19 protein-coding genes are annotated in these 22,586 nt (G+C 50.7%); 18 read left to right on the top strand and 1 reads right to left on the bottom strand.

What is annotated here, in order from left to right; all coding sequences use genetic code 11:
* Positions 1 to 307 precede the first annotated feature (307 nt).
* Both ACJJI7_RS18600 and ACJJI7_RS18595 read left to right on the top strand, forming a co-directional pair.
* A complete protein-coding gene (locus ACJJI7_RS18600) occupies positions 308 to 1,957 on the top strand; it encodes a beta-helix domain-containing protein (protein ID WP_282953396.1) in 1,650 nt (549 codons plus the stop codon).
* Between the two features lie 121 nt (positions 1,958 to 2,078).
* Positions 2,079 to 4,808, top strand: coding sequence for a TonB-dependent receptor domain-containing protein (locus ACJJI7_RS18595; RefSeq protein WP_282953397.1), 2,730 nt, complete (start codon positions 2,079 to 2,081; stop codon positions 4,806 to 4,808).
* A 134-nt stretch (positions 4,809 to 4,942) separates the two neighbouring features.
* On the opposite strand, the gene ACJJI7_RS18590 is transcribed toward ACJJI7_RS18595, so the two are convergent.
* The gene (locus ACJJI7_RS18590; RefSeq protein ID WP_444901525.1) at positions 4,943 to 6,580 is read right to left on the bottom strand and encodes an electron transfer flavoprotein-ubiquinone oxidoreductase; all 1,638 of its coding nucleotides are present in this window, start codon (positions 6,578 to 6,580) and stop codon (positions 4,943 to 4,945) included.
* Between the two features lie 353 nt (positions 6,581 to 6,933).
* Here ACJJI7_RS18590 and ACJJI7_RS18585 point away from each other — a divergent pair, with 353 nt between their 5' ends.
* The 16 genes from ACJJI7_RS18585 (at position 6,934) to ACJJI7_RS18510 (ending at position 22,563) form a co-directional block, all read left to right on the top strand.
* Positions 6,934 to 7,683 (top strand): electron transfer flavoprotein subunit beta/FixA family protein, encoded by a 750-nt coding sequence (locus ACJJI7_RS18585; protein WP_444901526.1) that lies wholly within the window; start codon positions 6,934 to 6,936, stop codon positions 7,681 to 7,683.
* Positions 7,683 to 8,612, top strand: a complete 930-nt coding sequence (locus ACJJI7_RS18580; protein WP_444901527.1) for an electron transfer flavoprotein subunit alpha/FixB family protein — start codon at positions 7,683 to 7,685, stop codon at positions 8,610 to 8,612. Before ACJJI7_RS18585 ends, ACJJI7_RS18580 begins: the two co-directional genes overlap by 1 nt.
* 210 nt (positions 8,613 to 8,822) lie before the next feature.
* Entirely contained in the window at positions 8,823 to 9,506 is a 684-nt protein-coding gene (locus ACJJI7_RS18575; protein WP_353376246.1) for a type II secretion system protein N, read from the top strand.
* A gap of 58 nt (positions 9,507 to 9,564) precedes the next feature.
* A complete protein-coding gene (gene gspD, locus ACJJI7_RS18570; protein ID WP_020412898.1) occupies positions 9,565 to 11,592 on the top strand; it encodes a type II secretion system secretin GspD in 2,028 nt (675 codons plus the stop codon).
* The gene (gene gspE, locus ACJJI7_RS18565) at positions 11,589 to 13,085 is read left to right on the top strand and encodes a type II secretion system ATPase GspE (RefSeq protein ID WP_020412897.1); all 1,497 of its coding nucleotides are present in this window, start codon (positions 11,589 to 11,591) and stop codon (positions 13,083 to 13,085) included. The genes gspD and gspE overlap by 4 nt, the downstream gene beginning before the upstream one ends.
* A 2-nt stretch (positions 13,086 to 13,087) precedes the next feature.
* Positions 13,088 to 14,305, top strand: coding sequence for a type II secretion system inner membrane protein GspF (gspF, locus tag ACJJI7_RS18560; protein ID WP_020412896.1), 1,218 nt, complete (start codon positions 13,088 to 13,090; stop codon positions 14,303 to 14,305).
* A 187-nt stretch (positions 14,306 to 14,492) separates the two neighbouring features.
* Positions 14,493 to 14,921 (top strand): type II secretion system major pseudopilin GspG, encoded by a 429-nt coding sequence (gspG, locus tag ACJJI7_RS18555; RefSeq protein WP_020412895.1) that lies wholly within the window; start codon positions 14,493 to 14,495, stop codon positions 14,919 to 14,921.
* A gap of 21 nt (positions 14,922 to 14,942) precedes the next feature.
* Complete coding sequence (gene gspH, locus ACJJI7_RS18550) at positions 14,943 to 15,530, top strand: type II secretion system minor pseudopilin GspH (RefSeq protein WP_282953401.1); 588 nt, start codon at positions 14,943 to 14,945, stop codon at positions 15,528 to 15,530.
* A complete protein-coding gene (gene gspI / locus ACJJI7_RS18545) occupies positions 15,520 to 15,903 on the top strand; it encodes a type II secretion system minor pseudopilin GspI (RefSeq protein ID WP_020412893.1) in 384 nt (127 codons plus the stop codon). The genes gspH and gspI overlap by 11 nt, the downstream gene beginning before the upstream one ends.
* Positions 15,904 to 15,908: 5 nt before the next feature.
* On the top strand, positions 15,909 to 16,622 hold the full coding sequence (gene gspJ / locus ACJJI7_RS18540; RefSeq protein ID WP_353376245.1) for a type II secretion system minor pseudopilin GspJ: 714 nt from the start codon (positions 15,909 to 15,911) through the stop codon (positions 16,620 to 16,622).
* A gap of 22 nt (positions 16,623 to 16,644) precedes the next feature.
* Positions 16,645 to 17,634 (top strand): type II secretion system minor pseudopilin GspK, encoded by a 990-nt coding sequence (gene gspK / locus ACJJI7_RS18535; protein ID WP_444901528.1) that lies wholly within the window; start codon positions 16,645 to 16,647, stop codon positions 17,632 to 17,634.
* A 17-nt stretch (positions 17,635 to 17,651) separates the two neighbouring features.
* The gene (gene gspL / locus ACJJI7_RS18530) at positions 17,652 to 18,986 is read left to right on the top strand and encodes a type II secretion system protein GspL (protein WP_444901529.1); all 1,335 of its coding nucleotides are present in this window, start codon (positions 17,652 to 17,654) and stop codon (positions 18,984 to 18,986) included.
* A gap of 45 nt (positions 18,987 to 19,031) precedes the next feature.
* A complete protein-coding gene (locus tag ACJJI7_RS18525; RefSeq protein WP_020412889.1) occupies positions 19,032 to 19,517 on the top strand; it encodes a type II secretion system protein M in 486 nt (161 codons plus the stop codon).
* Between the two features lie 204 nt (positions 19,518 to 19,721).
* Positions 19,722 to 19,994 (top strand): hypothetical protein, encoded by a 273-nt coding sequence (locus ACJJI7_RS18520; RefSeq protein ID WP_020412888.1) that lies wholly within the window; start codon positions 19,722 to 19,724, stop codon positions 19,992 to 19,994.
* A gap of 109 nt (positions 19,995 to 20,103) precedes the next feature.
* Entirely contained in the window at positions 20,104 to 20,307 is a 204-nt protein-coding gene (locus ACJJI7_RS18515) for a DUF2788 domain-containing protein (RefSeq protein ID WP_020412887.1), read from the top strand.
* A gap of 45 nt (positions 20,308 to 20,352) precedes the next feature.
* On the top strand, positions 20,353 to 22,563 hold the full coding sequence (locus ACJJI7_RS18510) for a hybrid sensor histidine kinase/response regulator (protein ID WP_020412886.1): 2,211 nt from the start codon (positions 20,353 to 20,355) through the stop codon (positions 22,561 to 22,563).
* Positions 22,564 to 22,586: the final 23 nt, after the last annotated feature.

Raw genomic sequence — 22,586 nt, 5'->3', positions numbered from 1 at the left:
ATACGGATTTATTAAATATCCATATTTTATTCATTTACTTGAAAGCTGAATGAAATTTGAAAGCAATAAAACATTCCAAAAAGTGTAAAGCTGGGTGTTTTATTGCAAAAATTACTGAAAATATATAAAAAGTTAACAAGTTCGCAACACGGCATTTCTACACTCCCCCGCGTCCTAACCGCTTAAGCGAATAAATTAAACAGAAATTTAGGCAGTCAACAGTGTGTTGTTTGGCTTAGTAGGGCTATCCAATAGCTTTTCGTACTGATTGACTGTTTTTCAAGGATTACATTCCTGTGGGGGAGATATGAAACGCATACAAAATCAGATCATTCTGGCTGCCGCCATTACAGCTTTACTGGCGGGTTGTGACGGTGGTGGAGTGAGTGTTGAGCCTAAGACTGTTGATAATTCAGTAGACAACTCTGTCGATAATTCTGGTGGCGGATCTTCTGAAAATCCCTGCGCAATGATCGAAAGTACGGGGGTACAAGGCTCTTTTGAAAGCGGTAACTGTCGATATGGAGCCGACTTTGTTTCCGCGTCTAATCCTTTAACCGAGGACTTGTATCTTCCTGCGCTTTCAGATGATGGCGCGCACATTTTTGACGGTAGTCTCTTTGTTGGTGAAAACTACTCCAGTGATGCCGACTTACAGGCTGCCGATATTACCCAGGGCGGTGATGGCGTCAAATTGGAAATACAAGCCGGGGCAACCGTTGCCTTTAAGGATAACTCAGCCTTTATGGTTGTAAATCGTGGTTCACAGGTTTTTGCCCGTGGTACTGAATCCGCACCAATTACATTTACCTCTGAAACCGATGTGCGCGGCACTGTAACTGCAGACGCCGTATCCCAGTGGGGTGGAATGGTTATCAACGGTTTTGGTGTAACCAATAAGTGCAAATACTCAGGCTCAATTGCCGGTGGAGATCTCACCTTGGATGGCGAGTGTCATGTTGCCGCTGAAGGTTCCACTGACGATAACACCTCATACTACGGTGGAGACAACAATGGAGATAACTCTGGCGAGCTTTCCTATGTTGTTGTAAAGCACACGGGTGCCCTGGTTGCTAGTGGTGATGAATTAAATGGCATCTCTTTTGATGCAGTTGGCAGCGGCACAGTGATAAATAACCTGCAAACTTATTCCACTTTTGATGATGGAATTGAGTTCTTTGGTGGTGCAGTAGACGTTAGCAATTATGTTGCTCTCTATGTGCGAGATGATTCAATCGATATTGATGAAGGTTATCGTGGAAGGATTACCAATGCCTTGGTTGTACAGAGTGAAAATGATGGGAACCACTGTATTGAGGCAGATGGAATCGGTTCTTACAAAGATACGATTGATTATACCGCTCTGATTGATCAGGGTCTGAACAGCCGCCCAATGATTGATGGTCTGACTTGTATCGTTTCTGCTCAAAAAGAAGGTACTCATGATCCGGGTGCAGGTTGGCGTCTGCGTGAGGGTATCTATCCAATGATTACGAATTCCATAATTGTTGCTTCTTTTAAAGCTGATGAAACGTCAGATGATGGTAGCAATTACTGTCTGCGTATGGAGAGTGTTCAAACGCGCAATGAAGCAACCTCTGGTACGGAAGTAGCCCTGACCTCCAACATCTTTGCTTGTGAGGATCGCACCAAGACAGATGAAGATACCTTTGATCTGGAGGCGTGGGCTGTAGATAGCGGCAATCAGTTTGCTCCAATTTCAGGAGCGTTGAGCCCAACTATCGGCATTGATACTAACTTTATTCTGCTAGACGGCACTCCAGCAATCTATACCGTGGGCGCCGACCAGCAGCGAATCAACGACGCGGAACCCGCTGTCACCGCGTTTGAGCGTGCTTATTTGGGTGCACTTGATATCAACGGTACTGATTGGACTCAAGGCTGGACTTATGGCTTACATCAAGGCAGCCGTGCACAGCCTCTCTGGTTTGAATAATTAGCCAAAGATGTGGTTAGGGGAAGCTCTCCTGATCTTGCAGGGCGCCGCCTTCGCTGATGGAGTCGGCGCCCTGCTTGGTTTAGACACCCAATAATGGGAATGATAAGAGGCCTATGTGATGGCTAAATATGAAAATTTTCAGAGGGTGCCGCTGGTAATGGCTATTGCCGCGGCCACTGCTATTGCTCCTGGTGTAATTGCCCAGGATGCAGATCTTGTGGAAAAAGAGACTGGTTCGATACAAAGTCTTGAAGAAGTAATGGTCCAGGGGCGTTTAAGGGGCTCGGCGGAATCTCTGGTTAGTGAGCGCCTGGAAGAGGAGGTGGTCACCGACATCCTCGGTGCTGAGATGATTGGTCGGGTAGGGGACTCAACGGTGGCTGCGGCGTTACGCAGGGTGTCGGGACTATCGCTAGTGAGCGATAAATTTGTTTATGTGCGGGGATTGGGAGAGCGTTACTCCAGTACCACGCTGAATGGCGCTACGGTACCCTCACCGGACTTGACGAGAAATGTGATTCCCCTCGATCTATTTCCCACCTCTATCGTGGATTCGCTGGCTGTACAGAAAAGTTACTCTGCTGACCAGGCCGCGAGTTTTGGCGGTGGAAATGTGGATATTCGGACAAAGGGAATTCCAGATGATCTTACGTATTCAATTGAATTGGGGACAGGAGCCAACTCAGAAACCAGCGGTGAAGTTCTGAGCTATCGGGGAGGGGGTAATGATCACTTCGGAACCGATGACGGAACCAGGGCGCTACCGGGCGAAATCTCTGTTGCGTTAAAGCGCTTCAGGGGTGGTTTGGGAATTTCTGATATTAGAAAAATTCTGATTGAGGAGGGAAAGCAGTATTCCAGTGAGCAGGAAGCTGATGCTGCAGCCCGGGGGCTAAATCGTGAGCTGGCCCTAAACCTTAATCGTGATATTGCCATCGAAGAGGAGTCCAGCGATCCTGATGGTGATGTGAAAGCGAGTGTAGGTAATCGTTTTTATCTCGGTGATAAATGGGAGTTGGGGCTTCTGGCTGGTGCCTCATATAAAAGCGAGTGGAGAGAGTCTGAGAGAACTCTGCGCAATTTCGGGGCTCCCAATGAGCAATTAAACAACCGTAGCAAGTCTACATACTCAGTGGATATCAGCGGAAACTTAAATTTAGGTTTGCGCTTTGCGGATGAGCATGTAATCGAAAATACAAGCCTCTTTCTACGTAACACTGATGATGAAACTTCTATCACCGATTACTTTAATGAAAATCGTCAGGTATCAGATGGTTCTGGCTATCGTGAGTATTTGTTGAAATATGAAGAGAGGGAGTTGGCCCTGAATCAGGTCAAGGGTAGCCACTCCTTGGGGCCTGAGACCAAAGCTATCCTTCCTTTTGATTTTTTCAACTGGGTTCCGGAAGAGGTGGTTTTCGACTGGTTCTATTCGGACGCGACAGCGACCACGGATATTCCTAATCAGGTGGATGTTATTTCCGATACGGTTACTGATCCTGCGACAGGCGAAGTGTTGAGTTCGAAGGTCAGTACAGGCTCGCGAAGCGCGGGGTTCCGCTTCACAGAGCTTGAGGATGACGTTAAAAATTATGGTTGGTCGGCCACCTTACCTTTGGAATTTTCCACTTCCAGCCTGGAGTTAAGCGGTGGTTTTGCCAGGATAGAGAAGGGACGCTCATACAGGCAAACTGAGCTACGCTTGGATATTTTCAGTGTGAACGATGAGGATGTGTTGGGCAGCCCCCTAGATGAAGTATTTAGTGATGATAATATTATCAGCGGCGATAATGACTTTGTTTTTGACTTGGCGGGGAGCAACAAGCAAAGCTATTTAGCTGCAACGGCAACAGATGCAGTGTTTGGTAAATTCGATTGGACGTTCAATGAAGCTTGGCGAATTTCGGCAGGGGCGCGCTGGGAGGATTACAGCCAGGTGGCACTTGAGTGGAACCCATATGGCTACACGATAGATGACCCGCAAGTAACAGCTGACCCGGATGAGTTGCTGGAGGCTGTTTATGCTGAAGATGACATTTACCCATCTTTCTCCCTGACTTATATGGGGTCATTTTGGGCGGAGACGTTCCAGCTTCGTTTGGGGGTTTCAAAAACAGCCGTGCGCCCTGATCTTCGTGAAATTACCGATGCGTTCTATATTGACCCTATTACCGATGAGCAGGTGAAAGGGAACCCCGATGTCAGGCCTTCAGAAATCAACAATTATGATTTACGTGCTGAGTGGTTCTTTGACAGCGGGGACAGTTTGACAGTTTCTGCTTTTTATAAGGATGTGGTTGACCCAATTGAGTTTTTCGAGGCTGCCTCCAGTGATACCAATGTGGCTCGCGAGATTATTAATGCCGAGTCTGGAAAGATTACCGGTATTGAAATCGAAGGCATGAAGCAACTTGGTTTCCTTGGCGATAATATGGAGAGCTTCTTTGTGCAGGGCAATGTAACCTTGCAGGAAACCGAGTTGGTTGCTGGAGATGAGGCTGATGCTCCGACGAATCCGGTGCGTGAAATGACAGGAGCATCCGAATACGTTGTGAATATGTTGATGGGTTTCGACAGCCCTGATGGCAATCACTCTGCGACGCTGGGTTACAACGTTTTTGGAGAGCGCCTGCATCTGGCTGGCCGTAACTTGGATCCAGATTCTTACGAGCAACCTTTCCATTCGCTTGACCTAACTTACTCCTGGTACCCTACTGAGGAGGTGACTATAAAAGCCAAGATGCAAAACCTTCTGGATGAATCAATTGAGATTGAGCGAGATGGCGTTATTGTCTTTGAAGAAAAGCCGGGCCAGACCTTTGCCATAAACGCTCAATATAAATTCTGATCTTCTCTCTCAATAATTTCTGCTGCCTCTTTTTCGCCCGCAGGAATTTTCTCTACTTTTTCACGTTGCAGAGAGTTCAAGTGAAAAAGTAGATATAAAAATGGCGCCGGAAGGCGCCATTTAAGTCGATGGGTTTACATATTTGGGTAGTTGGGACCGCCGCCACCTTCCGGAGTAACCCAAACAATATTCTGGGTTGGGTCTTTAATGTCACAGGTCTTACAGTGAACACAGTTCTGTGCATTTATCTGGAATCGCTTGCCGTTGGCATCCTCAACAACTTCGTATACGCCGGCGGGGCAGTAGCGCTGTGCCGGTTCGTCATAGATTGGCAGGTTGTGGTTCAGCGGAATCTCCGCATCCTTCAGGATCAGATGGCAGGGCTGATCTTCCTCGTGATTTGTGTTGGAAATAAATACAGAGGACAGCTTATCAAAACTAAGTACACCGTCGGGTTTGGGGTAGTCAATTTTTGCACAGTCTGCTGCGGGTTTGAGCTGTGCGTGATCTGCCTTAGTATCGCGCAAGGTCCAGGGCAACTTGCCTTTGAACAGGTTGATATCCACAAAGGCATAAGCGGAGCCAAGGATGTTGCCCCACTTGTGTTGGGCAGGGCCGAAGTTGCGCTGCATATGTAGCTCTTTCCAGGCCCAGCTGTCACGATACCTGGAGGTATAATCGGTCAGCTCCTCGCTGTTGCGGTCTGCGGCAATAGCTTCCACTACGGATTCTGCAGCAATCATGCCAGACTTCATCGCAGTGTGATTTCCCTTGATCTTGGCAAAGTTCAGGGTGCCGGCGTTATCTCCTATTAGAAGCCCGCCAGGAAAAGTCATTTTTGGCTGAGACTGTAGGCCGCCTTTAACAATAGCTCGGGCGCCATAGGCCACGCGCTCGCCACCTTCCAGGTATTGCTTAATCACCGGGTGGTGCTTGTAGCGCTGGAACTCATCAAAGGGGCTGACATGTGGGTTACTGTAGGCCAGATCAGTAATCAGGCCGACCACTACCTGGTTGTCCTCGAGGTGGTAAAGGAAGCCGCCACCGTGGGTGTTGCTTTGATCCAGAGGCCAGCCTGCGGTGTGAACTACCAAGCCCTGTTGGTGTTTTTCAGCAGGTACTTTCCAGATTTCCTTTATGCCTATGCCGTAGTGTTGTGGGTCGGTATCGGCATCCAGTTTGAAGCGCTCAATCAACTGTTTGCCCAGGTGGCCACGGCAGCCTTCGGCAAAAAGTGTGTACTTTGCGTGCAGTTCCATGCCGGGCATGTAGGAGTCTTTCTGCTCCCCATTCAGGCCGATTCCCATATCACCTGTAGCAATGCCTTTTACGGATCCGTCTTCACTATAAAGCACTTCAGATGCGGCGAACCCAGGGAAGATTTCCACTCCCAGATTTTCTGCTTGCTCCGCCAGCCAGCGGCATAGATTTCCAAGGCTGATGATGTAGTTGCCTTCGTTGTGCATGGTGCTGGGCACAAACATATTGGGCACTTTAATGGAGTTTTCATCGCTGCGCAGGACGTAGATGTCATCGCCCTTGACTTCGGTGTTCAGTGGGGCGTCGCGCTCTTTCCAATCAGGGAAAAGTTCATTCAGGGCAGTAGGTTCAAAAACTGCGCCCGAAAGAATGTGGGCACCGACCTCGGAACCCTTCTCCACGACACATACTGAGATGTCTTCATTGAGCTGGCGAATACGGCAGGCCGCTGCCAATCCGGCGGGGCCGGCACCCACGATCACTACATCGTATTCCATTGATTCGCGTTCCACGGCACTCTCCTCAGCAGTTGCATTCAACTTTTTGCGGCCATTCCGGCCTTATCATTTATATTGGTGGCTGATTATATAGGCGTTTAATCAACCCTACCAATTGCATGACTATTCATTTGCTATGGCAAATGCGCTGTATTTCAACAGGTTAGGAATAGGGGATAGACTACCCCAATGGTTGGAAATAGATTTTGTGAATGGCAGTGATGACTTCTATTTGACTATTGATTTTGCCGTATAGAACCGCCACCATACACGCCGTTCAAACACTTGTTTGACCAGAACACCGTATCCGTTCGCGATGTGAATCGTCAGTCGCGGCTGTTAAAAAGCTTATTTAAGACGGGATTTCCATGAAAGTTCTTGTAGCTGTGAAACGCGTTGTTGACTACAACGTCAAGGTTCGCCCTAAGGCGGACGGCACTGACGTTGATACAGCCAACGTCAAAATGTCTATCAACCCCTTTTGCGAAATCGCAGTTGAAGAGGCGGTACGCTTGAAGGAAAAAGGCGTTGTCAGCGAGATAGTCGCCGTTTCCATGGGCTCCAAGCAATGCCAAGAGCAAATTCGTACTGCGCTGGCCCTGGGTGCTGACCGCGGCATATTGGTAGAAACCGATGCGGAGCTGCAGCCTCTGGCCGTGGCCAAGTGCCTGAAGGCGATTGTTGATAAGGAAGAGCCTCAAATGGTCATCCTGGGTAAGCAATCCATCGATGGTGACAATAACCAGACCGGACAAATGCTGGGCGCATTGACTGGAATGGGGCAGGGCACCTTCGCTTCTGAAGTGACTGTGCAGGGTGATGCCGTTAAGGTTACCCGTGAGATTGATGGCGGGCTGCAGACGGTTGAACTGAAGTTGCCTGCGATCGTTACCACCGACTTGCGCTTGAATGAGCCGCGCTACGCTTCTCTGCCGAATATCATGAAGGCCAAGAAGAAGCCCCTCGATACTACTACTCCAGATGAGCTGGGTGTAGATATTACTCCTCGCACCAAAACCCTGAATGTTGAGCCGCCGGCTGAGCGTCAGGCAGGCGTTAAAGTAGCCGACGTTGCGGAACTGGTAGAGAAACTGAAAAACGAGGCGAAGGTAATCTGATGAGCATCCTGGTTATTGCTGAACATGACAACGCCGAGCTGAAGGGCGCTACGCTGAACACCGTAGCCGCAGCCAAAGCCATTGGTGGTGATATCGCAGTGCTGGTTGCCGGCGCTGGTTGTGCTGCCGTAGCAGAAGCTGCAGCAAAGGTAGAAGGTGTAAGTAAAGTACTGCTGGCTGATAATTCCGCCTATGAGCACCAACTGGCTGAAAATGTTGCCAAATTAGTAGCTGATCTAGGTAAGGATTACAGCCACATCCTGGCTCCCGCCACCACCACTGGCAAGAACATGCTGCCGCGTGCTGCCGCACTTCTGGATGTTCAGCCAATCTCCGACATTATCGCTGTAGAGAGTGCTGACACATTCAAGCGTCCGATCTACGCAGGGAATGTTATTGCAACCGTTCAGAGTTCAGATGCTATCAAAGTGATCTCTGTTCGCACCACTGCTTTTGATGCTGTTGCAGTAGAAGGTGGTAGTGCGGCCGTTGAGTCAGTTGATATTACTGATGATGCCGGTGTCTCAACTTTTGTCGGCGAAGAGCTCGCCAAATCCGATCGTCCGGAACTAACTGCCGCTAGCGTGGTCATTTCTGGTGGGCGCGGAATGCAGAATGGTGACAACTTTGAGATGTTGTACAAGCTGGCTGACAAGCTTGGTGCAGCCGTTGGTGCCTCTCGCGCTGCGGTAGATGCCGGTTTTGTTCCCAACGATATGCAGGTTGGTCAAACCGGTAAGATCGTCGCTCCCGATTTGTACATTGCTGTCGGTATCTCCGGCGCTATCCAGCACCTGGCAGGTATGAAGGATTCCAAGGTTATTGTTGCGATCAACAAAGACGAAGAAGCCCCGATCTTCTCCGTTGCCGATTACGGTCTGGTCGCTGATTTGTTTGAAGCTGTTCCCGAGCTTGAAGCAAAGCTGTAATCCTTGATTACTATACTGACCAGTACTGGAAAAGGCGGCGGGTAGCCGCCTTTTTTATTTGAGGCGGAACTAGTGTGCAATTTCGGGGACGAATTTAAGGTTTGCAGCGTTTAACTGGGCAGGAGCGTTGCCTTTCAAAGACTTAGGCAACAAAATAGGCGTCAAAAACCAATAACCTCAAAAAAGTTGAACTTGTATGTGGGTATGTTCATGTCCCCATTAAAGCGAGCCTTTGGCTCAGTTGGCACCGGTTTTGGCCAGGGTGAGTCGCGAAAGGCGATTTCCCGCGGCACCATGGCGGCATCCGCAGTGGGTCTGCTTTGGGTCTCTGGCAACCTGTTCGCCTATGGTTCCCTGTTTATTCCTGCAGAAACTGAAGAATCTCTGCTGGCTGAGCGCAAGAACTCCAGAGTGAGTGCGCCCCAGGCCGCTTCGATACCAAATACCCCTTTCTTTGGCCTCGCCGATGCCAAGGAAAAAGTAGACGTCCCTGAAGTCGATCTTTCCAATCTCCCTATCACCCAATTGAATATTGTCTTATCTGGCGTTTTAGACAGTAGTGACAAGAAAAAAGCTAGCGCACTTGTGGCCGAAAAAGGAAAACCTGCGAAGCGTTTGTATGTAGGGGATTCTCTGCCGGGTGGCGCAGAACTTTATTCTGTTGAGGTAGATCATGTAGTTCTTCGTCGTAATGGCAGGATGGAAAAACTGACCTATCCAGAAGTGGATGGTCGACCGAATGTTCCGCTTAAGAATTACTCCAGCCTTGCTCGCAAGAGTAGCCGAAGCAGTAATACTGCGCAGCGTGGAGAAAATCAGCAGAGTATTCGGGAGCGGATGGAAAAGCTGCGTGAACTTGCTCGCGAACGGCGAGCGCAACGTCAGCCCCAATAAAAACTGTCAACCTAGATTGTTTTGAGTTTTTTGAACATTTACTAGAGCCAGATAAATAATGATGAAGATGTTTTATCGACGGCTGATTGCGGTCGGATTTGGTTTTTTTGTGTCTACTGCAACGCTGGCTCAAGGCCCGGAGAGGGTAACCCTTTCTCTCGATAATGCGGATGTTCGTGACCTGATTAACTGGGCTGCGGATTTCACCGGAAAAAATATTATTGTTCACCCCAATGTCAAGGGAAAAGTCACCGTTGTTGCCGGTGATCCCATGACCCATGAAGAAGCCTTCGATGTTTTTATGTCGGTGCTTCAGGTAAATGGTTTTAGTCTTGTAGAGCAGGGCGGAACCTGGAAAGTAGTGCCTGATGCATTAGCAAAACAGCAAGCGATTCCTGTAGCTGATGCCAACACCCGTGCGCCGGCTGAGTCTCTGGTAGTCCGTACTGTGCGGGTGGAAAATATTTCCGCATCGCAATTGATTGCCATGCTGCGCCCCCTGATTCCTCAGACTGGCCATCTAGCGGCTTACGCTGATACCAATACCCTGATTATTGCGGATCGCGCAGCTAATATTGACCAGATCGTAAGGTTGGTTAATCAATTGGACCGTGCTGGTGCAATTGATATTGAAGTCGTGCCCTTGATGTTTGCCTCCGCAAAAGAGGTCAAGCAGATTCTCACCGATCTTTTGCAGTCGGGTGGTGGTAAAGGGGCTGGTAAGGAAGTACAGCCGTTGCGTATTGCCGTGGATGAACGCTCCAATAGTATTTTGTTGACCGGTGACCCGGTAACTCGCCAGCAGATCAGGTCTGTTATTGCTCGCCTTGACCAGCCGCTGGATGGAGATGGCAATACTGCGGTGGTTTATATCCAGTACTCTAATGCTGCAGACCTCAAGCCAATCCTGGAAGGTATGAGTGGCAGTATTCAGAACACTGAGAAAGATCAGCAGGCGGCGAATGTTGAAGTCAGTATCCAAGTCAATGAATCACTCAATGCTTTGGTTCTTACTGCCCCTCCAGCACTGCTGGAAACCATGAAAGGTGTTATCGCTCGTCTGGATGTGCGTCGTGCTCAGGTGTTGATCGAAGCGATTATTGTTGAGGTTAATGAAAATACCAATAACGAGCTGGGTATCAGCTGGATTGCTGGGGCGGATGATAATGTTGTTGCCGGCTGGAATAACCTTCCGGCTAAAGATGCCGATGGAAATATCAACCCTTTCTCACTACCTCTTGAAAGTCTAACTGGGGCGAATGCATTACATTTAGGTTACCTGAGTGGCACCGACCTTCGTGTCGCAGTGAATGCTCTTGCCACTGCAGGCAACACGAATATCCTCTCCACTCCAACAATTATGGCTTTGGATAATGAGGAGGCTGAGATCCTCGTTGGTCAAAATGTGCCTTTTATCACCGGTGAACAGCTGTTGTCGGGTAGTAATGATGATCCCTTTACCACCATTCAGCGTGAGGATATTGGTACCACACTCAAAGTGACTCCAAGGGTAAATAATAACAACTCTGTAACCCTGGAAATTGAGCAAAAAGTTGAAAACCTTGCTTCGGCCGCGGCTGATGCTGCTGTCGGGGCTTCGGATATTATTACTAGCAAGCGGGAAATACGCACCAAGGTACTCATCGACGATGGTGCAATACTTGTACTGGGTGGATTAATTGAAGATACCGTTAAAGACTCTGTGCAAAAGGTACCCCTGTTAGGGGATATCCCAGGGATAGGCCGCCTGTTCCGCAATAATAAAAAGGAAGTCTTCAAAACTAATTTGATGGTGTTCCTGAAGCCGAAGATCCTGAGTACGCAAGTGGCAGGTTACGAGGAGACCCGCAAACGTTACATGGATCTGCAGCAGAAGCAGATCTATATCAAAGATCGTACAAGCCTGCTGTGGGATTGGCACCGTGGAGATGCATTGCCTGACTTAATGCCGCCAACAGGAACCTATAACGAAAGCCCGGCCCCGGTAGATGGTTCTATCAATGCCGTTGATAACCTGGAGGAAGCCCTGGAGGGGGTGCCAGGTGAGGTTGATGTTGAGGTGCTGGAGGTCGAAGAATCTAAATGACGGCTGAACTAGGAACAGGAACTCCAATAATTCGCCGCCTTCCATACGCTTTCGCCAAGCGTCACAGGGTTCTGTTAGTGGAGCAGGAAGGCCAGCCTATATGCCAGTATGTGGCCCCGTTGAATCCCTCGGCTGTTGCCGAGGTACAGCGAATCAATGGTGCTGTGGTGAGCCTGGAGGCCGTCGAGGAAGAGGCTTTCCAGGTTGCTCTACAGCGACTGTATGAAAACCGTGAAGGAGGAAACCTCTCGGAAGTGGAGGGGCTTGGTGAGGATTTGGATCTTGCCGCGGTTGCAGATTCGTTGCCGGAAACTGAAGATCTGTTGGAGCAGGAAGACGATGCACCTATCGTTAAGCTGATCAACGCAATTTTCGCCGAGTCGCTTAAACAGGGCGCCTCGGATATCCATATTGAGACATTTGAGAAGCGGCTGGTTGTGCGCTTTAGGGTTGATGGCGTTCTGCGGGAGGTACTGCAGCCTCGCCGTGCACTAGCGCCTTTACTGGTCTCCCGGATTAAGGTTATGGCCAAGCTGGATATCGCGGAAAAGCGTGTTCCCCAGGATGGCCGTATTTCTCTTTTGATGGCTGGACGCGAAGTGGATGTACGTGTATCCACCATGCCTTCTTCTGCGGGGGAGCGTGTGGTTATGCGTCTTCTGGATAAGCAGGCTGGTAAGATGGACCTGAGCAAGCTGGGAATGGCGCAGCGCGATCTCAGTGTAATGACGGAACTGCTTTCCCATCCCCACGGCATTATTTTGGTAACCGGACCTACAGGCTCAGGTAAAACCACAACCTTATATGCTGGCCTTGGCAGTATTAACAGCCGTGAGAAAAATATCCTTACGGTTGAAGACCCAGTGGAATACAACCTGGAAGGTGTGGGCCAAACCCAGGTGAATACCAAGGCGGATATGACTTTTGCTCGCGGTTTGCGGGCAATTCTGCGCCAGGATCCCGATGTGGTGATGGTGGGTGAGATCCGTGACCTCGAAACAATGCAAATCGCCATTCAGGCAAGTTTGACTGGCCACTTGGTATTATCCACGCTGCATACCAATACCGCGCTTGGCGCAGTGACCCGACTTGTGGATATGGGAATCGAGCCCTTTTTGCTGTCATCGAGCGTGATTGGTGTGCTCGCGCAGCGCTTGGTGCGGGTACTTTGCCCAGAGTGTAAGCAGCCCCATGTGGCCGATGAAAACGAGCGGCAAGTGCTCGGTGTGGACCCAAATGCGGAAACCATTATTTATCGCCCCAACGGTTGTGAGGAGTGTAACCATAGCGGTTATGTCGGCCGTATTGGCATCTATGAGCTGGTACCGTTGAATGAGGTGATGCGCCAGCTTATTCACGATCGTGCGTCGGAAAGCAAACTGGTGGCCGAAGCGCGTAAATTGGGGCCGAGCATCCGTGATGATGGTATCGCCAAGATTCTGGCGGGTAGGACTTCCCTTGAGGAAGTGATGCGAGTTACCCAGGAGTCCTGAAAGTGGCAGCTTTTGAGTATACAGCCCTTGCGGCATCCGGTCGGAAGAGCAAGGGAACCCTTGAGGCGGATAGTGCCCGTTCCGCGCGCCAACAATTGCGTGCCAAGGGGATGGTACCCCTGGATGTGGCTCCTGCTACTGAGCAATCTGAAAAGAGTGCCGGTGGACTTATGTCTGGTAGCCCAGGCCTCAGCATTAAAAATTTGGCGCTGCTAACACGTCAGATTGCCACTTTGCTGCGTGCCGGTATTCCCCTTGAGGAGACGCTCGGGGCAATCGCCAATCAAACTCGTAACCAAAAAATTCGCAGGGTTGTTCTGGCGGTTCGAGGCAAGATCCTTGAGGGGCATAGTTTTGCTCTCGCCCTGGCGAGCTTCCCACGCGCTTTTCCAAAGCTCTACCGCGCCACGGTAGAGGCTGGTGAACACTCTGGCCATCTCGATGCAGTTCTGGAGCGCCTCGGTGACTACACGGAAGGCCAGCAGCAGTTTCGGCAAAAAGTTCAGCTGGCACTGATCTACCCAGCGGTGCTGGTGTTTATTTGTGTCTTGGTGGTGACCGGCCTGATGGTGTATGTGGTACCCGATGTGATCGAGGTATTTACTGGTACCGGCCAGGAATTGCCAGTACCTACCAGAATCCTGGTTACCCTGAGTGACTTCATCTCTGCCTGGGGCTGGTTGGTGCCCCCGGTATTAGGCGCCATCATCATAGGCATAGTCTTTCTGCTCAAGCGCCCGGCAATACGTTACCGTTTCCACCATCGCTTACTGGATTTACCGGTAATAGGGTGGATGGTACGTGGTGCCCAGAGCGCTCGCTACGTGGGAACCCTGGCCATCTTAACGGGGAGTAGCGTACCGCTGGTACAGGCCATGGGCATTGCCGGCGGAGTAATGAGCAATGATTTTCTGAAAGATAGATTGGAAGGCGCGCAGAAATCTGTGCGCGAGGGTGGTAGCCTGCACAGAGCGCTGGAAGATATCGGGTATTTCCCACCAATGATGGTTTACATGATTGCCAGTGGTGAATCCTCCGGTACCCTCGATGAGATGCTGCAAAGGGCGGCAGAGTCCCAGGAGCAGGATTTACAGGGTGCGGTTACCGCTTTTGTGAGTTTGTTCGAGCCCCTGATGTTGCTGGTAATGGCCGCTATCGTACTATTTATCGTGATGGCTATTATGATGCCGATTATGGGCATGAACGAACTGGCCATGTAAGGCTCAAAGAGAAGCCTTAGGGGCAGTGTCTCCTGTTAATCCTGATTCTGTCAGGGTTTCTCTGATACCTGCTGACTCGGGTGAAGGGGGATGCCTTCCTTGAAGTGAGTCAATATTTTAGAGTGGGGTCACGAAGGATATTGTGGCCCTTGGGGTTCCCAGCTTACGGCTGAACTTGGAGAAAAAAATGCAAAACCTAAGCAAAAATCGCGGCTTCACTCTGATTGAGGTCATGGTAGTGATCGTAATCCTCGGTGTCCTTGGCGCCATGGTCGTGCCCAGTGTACTCGGCAAGACTGGTGAGGCGCGTATGAAAGCAGCTCGCGTTGATCTGCGAGCAATCGAGACAGCGCTTGATATGTACCGTATGGATAACTTCGTTTATCCCAGCTCTGATCAGGGCTTGCAGGCACTGGTTTCCCGTCCGTCAGGTTTCCCGGAGGCCAAGAACTGGACTGAGCCTTACCTGAAGAAATCGCCGAAAGATCCTTGGGGTAATGAATACCAGTACATCAGCCCCGGCAGCTCTGGTCCCTTCGACCTGTTCTCCCTGGGTGCCGATGGCAAACCGGGTGGTGAAGGTGAGTACGCTGATATTTTTGCCGCTGACCTGTAAATCCGGTTCAAGCGACAACTGATGTACAGCCGGAAAGATCAACTGAAATTCACGCGTAACCGGGGCTTTACCCTGGTGGAGATCCTGGTGGTGATTGTGATCATCGCCTCTCTTGCCGGGATGGCGGTTATGTCTTTGGGTAGCTCCGGCGTGCGCGTATGGGAAGGTGAGGTTAGGCGTCTCTCCGCTTTGCTACAGTTGATCTCAGATCGCGCCTTGATCGATAAGAGCCACTATGGCGTGGTTTTGGAACCGGAATCCTACACTGTGGTGCGCTTTAATCCCGCCACCATGACCTGGCAGGCGCCGGATGCTGCTGCCGGTAAGCGCAGCCAGCGCTTCGCGCTTCACGAGCTCCCTCCCAATGTACGCCTTGAGGTGATTGCCGGGGCAGAACTTCCATCGACAGAGTCTACCGAGTTTGCCGAGGAGGAGAGTTCGGATGAGGAAAGCGCGAAGCCACATTTTGTCGCCTTGTCCAGTGGTGAGGTCCTGCCTGTGGAACTGGTGATGTACCTGGTTGATGAGGGTGACTTCGCTCGTGGCGCGACAATTACTTACAACAGCCTCTACGGTTTACAGCTGGAATGGCAGGCTGATGAATTTTAGTGCGCAACGATTTTCTGCCCAGCGGGGATTTACCTTGGTGGAGGTCCTGGTTGCATTAGTGATATTTGGGGTAATCGCAGCCAGTGTGTTGCAGGCCATGCAGCGCAGTGTGCGCCAGCAACGCATTATGGAAGAGCGGCTCGCTGCCAACTGGGTGGCACAACAAATACTTTCCCAAGTGCGATTGCAAACACCCTGGCCACCCGTCGGTGAGCAAAAGGAGGAGGTGACCTTTGCTGAGCGGGAATGGGAAGTGACCGCAAGAGTTGAAGCAACCAGTGAAGAGCGCCTTCGCCATATCACCATCGAAGTGGGCTATCCCGATGCTGAGAACCCGACTCTGACACTGGATGCCTGGGCGGCACAGGAGTAGCTGCAATGATGATCCGCCAACTAAAAGCGCAGTCTGGTTTCACCCTGGTCGAAGTAATGGTTGTGCTGGTATTGGTAGCTATTATCAGCGTCGGCTCCTTCTCCCTGCTGGATATTTTTAGAAGTACAGACCATGTAGTTGAGCAGCGTGCGGAGGAATTACGCCGCTTTTCTATGGCTTTATACCGCCTGGAAGATGATCTTCGCCAGCTGACGGCAAGGCCGATCAAGAATGCCTACAGTGGCTATGAGCCAGCACTGCGCGGGGATGAAGATGAATTCGAGTTTACCCGACTGGGCGCGGCCAATCTGACTGCTGAGCCCAGAGGGGAACTGCAGCGCCTTGGGTACAGCATTGGCTACCCGGAATCCGACGAGCGCGATTCTTTCAGCACTACAGAGGAGGAAGATCCAGGCGCGCTACTGCTGCGAAGCCGCTGGCAGGTGCTGGATCGGGGGCCGGATTCCGAGCCTATTGTTGAGCCCCTGATGATGGGGGTTGAGAGCCTTACCCTGCGCTATTTCGACCCAGAGAGCGAAGCGTGGGTTTCGCAATGGCCCCCGGCTTCCAATGACAATAACCCACCTAATGGCGCAGACCCCCGCTTACCTAAGGCCATTGAGTTTGTCTTACTCACCAGGCAGTACGGTGAGATTCGCCGGGTTTTTCCTTTCTCCACCGTAGAGCCCCCTGGTTCTCAACCTGGTGGGGGCGATTAATCATGTGCGAAGAGAGGCGACTGTGAAGATCCTTGGTGGCCAGCGAGGTGTTGCACTTATTACTGTCTTGTTGGTGATGGTGATTGCTATTGCCTTGGTCTCTCATGCGATCGTTCGAGATCAAATATCCATTAATCGCAGTGGCGCATTGCTTGCCAATACCCAGCTGGCCGAGTTTGTTGAGGGGGCCGAAGCCTGGAGCCGAGTGGCACTGCTGAAAGACTTTGAAGAGGATAAGGAAGCCGAGGAAGCAGCGGACCACGCTCTGGAGGTCTGGGCTTCTCCAGCGTTGCAATTCAATCCCGATAACGGAAAAATTCGTATTAATATCAAAGACTTAAATTCATGTTTTAATGTCAATAATCTTGTTGATAGGTCGGCTAATGACCAGTTTGATATTTTTCGTAGATTGGTGAGTAATGTCACTGGTAAACCGGAGTTGGCGGTGATTATTGCCGATTGGGTGGATGACGACGATACACCGCGCTCGTCCGCAACCGAGGATGACGGCTATCTCGGTAGGGATATCTCACACCGTACTCCGGATACCTCGATCAGTGATGTTTCTGAATTGTCTTCAGTACAGGGAATAGAAGCCGAGGATTGGCAAAAACTTGCTCCTTTTCTCTGTGCATTGCCGGAAACCGGATCCAAGATCAATATCAATTTTGCCTCCCAAGAACTGGTAGAGGCGATTGACCCTTCAGCAAGTATTTCGAAACTGGAACAGCTTCGTGAATCGGGAGAGGTCTTTAGTAACTCTGGGGACTTATCCTCAATCAATATCACCAAGACAGATTCGTTTGTATTCCATAGCCAGCACTTTCTGGCGCGTATCGCTGTCCAATTGGGAGATGGCGAAGACCACCGCCAGTACTGGGAGACTGTGCTCCGGCTTGAGGAAGGCGGAGAAGTAACGGTGAAAGTAGTGCAGCGCCAACGCCGGACATTTTCCGGTGCAATGATGCAGGAGCTACTCGACTATGACGGCACGGCAGAAGAACGAGAGTAGGTAGTCAATAAGATCGTATGTTTAAAAAGAAAAGCCTGAATGAAATAGGCATGCCTGCGGATCCACCAAAGCCATCGCTGGTAATGCTGAGACTCACTGAAAATGCGGATAGAAAGCTCACACTCCATCAGTGGCAGGGGGGTGCCTGGCAGCCTGCTGCATTAGATGATGAATTTATTGCGGCTTTTACCCCTGAATTTGAAACTTCAGAGTTCTCTCAGGAAACTGCTCCCTTGAGCTTTGCCGATGGGGCCAAGGCCTTGTTGTTATTACCTGGCAACTGGGTGTGGAGCGGTGTGGAAACTATTCCCAAAGCTGCACGACGGCAGGCCAATGCCATTGGCTATATGGTGGAAGAGCATCTGGCGGAGGACGTTGAAGATTTGCATTTTGTCTGTACGCCACAGAATGGTGATCTCTGCAGTGTCTATGCCATAGCCAAAGATAAAATGGAAGCGCTGCACAGCCAGGTTGAGCGCTTGCAGTGGCCGCTGGTGGCTGCGGTTGCTGAATATCAGCTACTTGGTCTGCTCGAGGGCGATCTTGCTCTATGGCTAGATGGAGAACAGGCGCATATCTGGCAAGACAGTGGGCAGGGGCTTTCAATTCGCCGTGAATACCTGCAGCCGATGCTCAGTTCCTTACTGGGGGAAAGCGAAACCTTAGAAGAATCTGAGCAAGTAGAGGATGAAGCTGAGGAGAAAAGCCTGCTGCTCTTGGGAGCGCAAGAGAGTGATAACCTGATTGTAGGCGAACTGGAGACGCTATTTGGTGATCGTCTACAGCGCAACCAGCGAGCCCCGGAAGAGGTTTTTCTGGAGCGCTTTAAAGCTGGCAAGCTCAGTAGTTTATTGAGCGGCGACTACCAGCTTTCAGGGGGAGAAGTTGAAGGAGCCTGGTGGCTGAAACCAGCAAAAGTTGCCACTTTTTGTTTTGCCGCCCAACTGCTGTTCTTTGTGGGGGCAGGGGCTTATTTTCAGTGGCAGGCTGGGAAGGCCGAAGAGCAGGCGCGCACCATGTTTACTGAATTGTTTCCCAATACCCGACCCTCTGCGCAAATGCGCCGTCAGTTGGATGGTTTTCTTAAGAGTGCGGGCAGTCAAGGCGGCGCCTTTACCACACAGATGCAACAGCTGAGTAAGGTGTGGACAGAGCAACGGGGTAAGGAACTCAAGTTGCAATCCCTGCGTTTTGATGGCCAGCGGGGTGAAATGGTGTTGCAGTTACAGGCCTCTAACCTGGCGGATCTTGATACATTTGTTAGTAAGTTGTCTGGTAACGGCTTAAAAGCTGACTTACTCGGGGCCAATGAACTGAAGAAAGGTGTATCCGGACGGGTGCGCGTGCGCTGATAGTGACATATTGATGTGCAGAATAAGATTGGTAGTTATTGAAGCATGAAAGAACAAATTGAACAGTGGAAACAGAAGTGGCAGGCACTGTCTTCCAGTGACCAGCGCGCTCTCGCTCTTCTCGCTGTTTTTGCTGGGGGCCTGTTTATAGTCTATGGCCTCTACAGTCCTGCCAAGGGCTTTTTTGAGGAGTCTCGCAGTCGCGCTGAAGAAGCCCAGGAGCTAGTGCAATGGATGGAGTCCCAGCGTCCGGTACTTGCCCGGATCAAGCCTAATAGTTCCGCTGGCAATGCGTCGGGCACTCTTTTGCAAAGGGTGACCACTGCGGCAAAGAACAACCGGATTACCATTAAGCGCTTTGAGCCGGAGGGGGAGAATCGTATCCGCCTCTGGATTGAGGAGGTGCGTTACCAGGATCTGCAGCCATGGCTCAACCAGCTGATGAAAGAGAAGCTATCGGTGCGTACTATCAATCTGGATGCGCTCGCTGAGCAAGGTATGGTCTCCGCTCGCCTGACAATAGAAGGGTAATCCTATCTGCTCCCGCTTAAGCCGCCAGTGATCACTGTCGGTTTTTAGCGGGAAGACTTTCCCAGCATACCTCTGTAATGAATACCTTTTGGGTAGGGCGCTCTGCTCCTCATCCCAGATTTTCGGCCCACAAGCATATAGATTTAGCCGGAATAGCCGCTAAAGGCCCTATACTGAAGTGTGAAAGAGGAAATAGGTGCCACTATGCTTTTTAAAGATGTAACTACCAAGCATTTGGTTGAGGTGGCTGACGTTGTCACGCTTTCAAATCCCTATGAGTTAACTGTGGTTGGCCGCTATCTCTGGGGTGAGGAGATCCAGGATCCAGAGGTTTTCGACAAAACTGACCTGTGCTTTCTGTCTGGTGAGCCGCTGCCTCGTTGCTGGCACGATAGTCGTTATCGTGAGAAGGAGGTGCGCCGTTTGCGCTGTGGCACTCACGCCCAGGAGGATGGTGACTACTATCAAGGGGCGTGAATAGTTAGTCATGTCCGGGGGGAGCGCTGGCTGACCGTATTCTGGCAAGCCTTATCAGTAGTCACTAAGCACTGTACAATGCGCGCCAATTTTTTAAGTGAAGATCCGCATGACTTTTGAGCAGTTTGAAGAGTATTCCCTGTGGTTGGGAATCGGCGCACTTATCATGTTTATGGTGTTTATCGTCTGGAACCTCGCTAAGGATTCCAAGGCGGGGAGGTTCGGAACCTTTATCCTGTTTTTGGCACTGGGTCTCGGATTGCTTGGATTTATTATAAAAACAGTACTGGTTGAAGTGCTTGGGATAGGGTAGGGACTTTTATGTCACTATATACCCAATCTCCCAGGGAAGGTCGCAATGCCACTATTTGATCGCCCTGAACTGAAGGTTCAGAAAGACCGACGTATTTGTCGCGCCACTGATATGCGTATCGCTAAATACAGCCGGCGCGGTATGCTGCTCTCCCTCTGTGCCTTCCTGATTGCCGCCACAATCGGGGATATGCGCCTGGAAGCACCGCGCCTTTTACTGATCCTGGGTGGGGGCTTGGTGATACTCACCCTGATCAGGGGCTACTACGTATTCCGCTTCGACTCCCTTTACAGCGCGGGACCGAACCGCTGGCGAAACCATTATTTCTTCGTCTCTATTCTTGGCTCCATTTGGTGGGGTTTGACACTGTTTTACTTTGTCTACCTGATGGGCTTTGCGCCTGAAACGCACTTTCTGTGGATCTACTCGGTTATATTCTGCTCAAGTGTGACTACGGTATTTTCTCCATATCATCGTTTTCTCACCTGGTTTACTGCCACTTCTCTACTGCCAGCGGCTCTGATGGCTCTGTTCTCGGGAATGGTCCTCGGCACAATTTACGGCACCCTGACCCTTGCTTTTATTTGGCTTACTGCACACCAGGGGCGGCGCGAATCAGAAAATTACTGGGAGCGACTGTCGGCCATGCAGGAGCTACAGCAGCGTGCCAGCAGTCTGGCTGCCGCGCGCAAGCACTCAGAAGCTGCGGTGGAATTGACTAACGAGTTTATCGTTAATATCGGTCAGGAGTTTCGCAGCCAGCTATCAGATGCTCTTGGCGCAATGGCATTATTGGAAGCGGAGCCTCTCAGCGACCGCCAGCGGGAGTGGGTTGAGCTTGCCAAAACCGCCAATAGTCAGCAGCTCAAGCTGGTGGATAATGTTGGGTTATTCACTCGAGTGGCGCGAAAGGATATCCGCCTGCGCCAGGGACCTTTTAATCTGGTCAAAACCATCGAGAAATCTTTTAAGTTTGCCGCCCGCTCCGCCCACGGCCAGGATTTGGAGTTCAATTTCCAGATTGATGACAATCTGCCAGTAATGGTTACCGGGGATAACCGCAAGACGGCCCAGCTAATTCGTAATTTGGTAGATTCAGCAACAGGTATTGCCCAGCGCGGTGAGTTATGGGGGGAAGTTAGCTTTACGCCAATCACGACAGTGGAAGGCCAGTTGAATATTACCCTGATGGATGACGGGCGTGGTGAGATTCTCCCTGATGAAAGCGAATTGTTCGGTGCTTTCTCACGAATGGACACCACTCAGGTTACGACCGGCCTGGGTTTATCGATTGCCAAAGGGCTGGCAGAAGCGATGGGAGGCTACCTGCAATTGCACTCGACTCCCGATGGCAATCGCTATCAAGTGGTAATCAAATTCGATATGGAGCCGAACCAGCGCACTTACCTGACCCCGGATCGCCGTCTGCAGGATAGCGAAGTATTGCTGATTCACCAGAAGGGCCTGTTTATTTCCGGGCTGGTGCAGGTATTACGCTCGTTTGGTATGGATGTGAAATCCCTGCGTTGGTGTGAAGGTTGCGAGTGCGAGGTACAGAAGCTGCTTAAGCTGGCTTTGGAGCGCAATCAGCTGGTAATCCTGGTGCCAGCGATGGGAGATGACACGCTCTTTAACTCGTTAACGCCGTATATGTACAAGGCACACACTGAAGGCAAGGAGTGTCCGGTGATCTGCCTGGGTGGGTTTGGCCAGAAGTCCTCCTTTGCCCAGCTACAGCACGCAGTACCTGCTGCTCAGTATCTCGGCCGTCCAGTGACTCGCAAAGAGTTACATGACGTAATTGTCGAGCGCATATTTGGTGGAATTAAAAAAACTACACGCAGAGTAGTAACTGGGGGGGCTGATCAGCCACGTCAATATTCACTGTTATTGGTAGAGGAGTCCCGTCCACACCAGTGGGTGACAGAGGAAATGCTGCAGGCCTTAGGCTATCAGGTGGATGTTGCAGGCAATGGGGATGAGGCCCTTATTCGCCTCTCCGAAGGCCACTATGACCTGGTGTTGGTAGATTGCCAGCAAAATACTGACCACAGCGCGGAAATTATAGAGATGTTACGCCGCTGGGAAACTGAACACCGGCCCGACGATCGATTGCCAATTGTTGCCCTGACCAGTACTACTGAAGAGCAGTTTGAAGGGCGCTGCTTAGCCGCCGGAATGGACGACTACCTGACAAAGCCTTTAAGTAAAGATTTACTGAGAGAAACCTTAGCCCGTTGGCTTGGGAGTGCGTAAGTCTAAAAAAATCCAGCTGCGGT

Source organism: Microbulbifer variabilis, from assembly GCF_056232115.1.
Note: the sequence above shows the minus strand (reverse complement) of the source record. Positions and strands in the feature narration are given on the sequence as shown.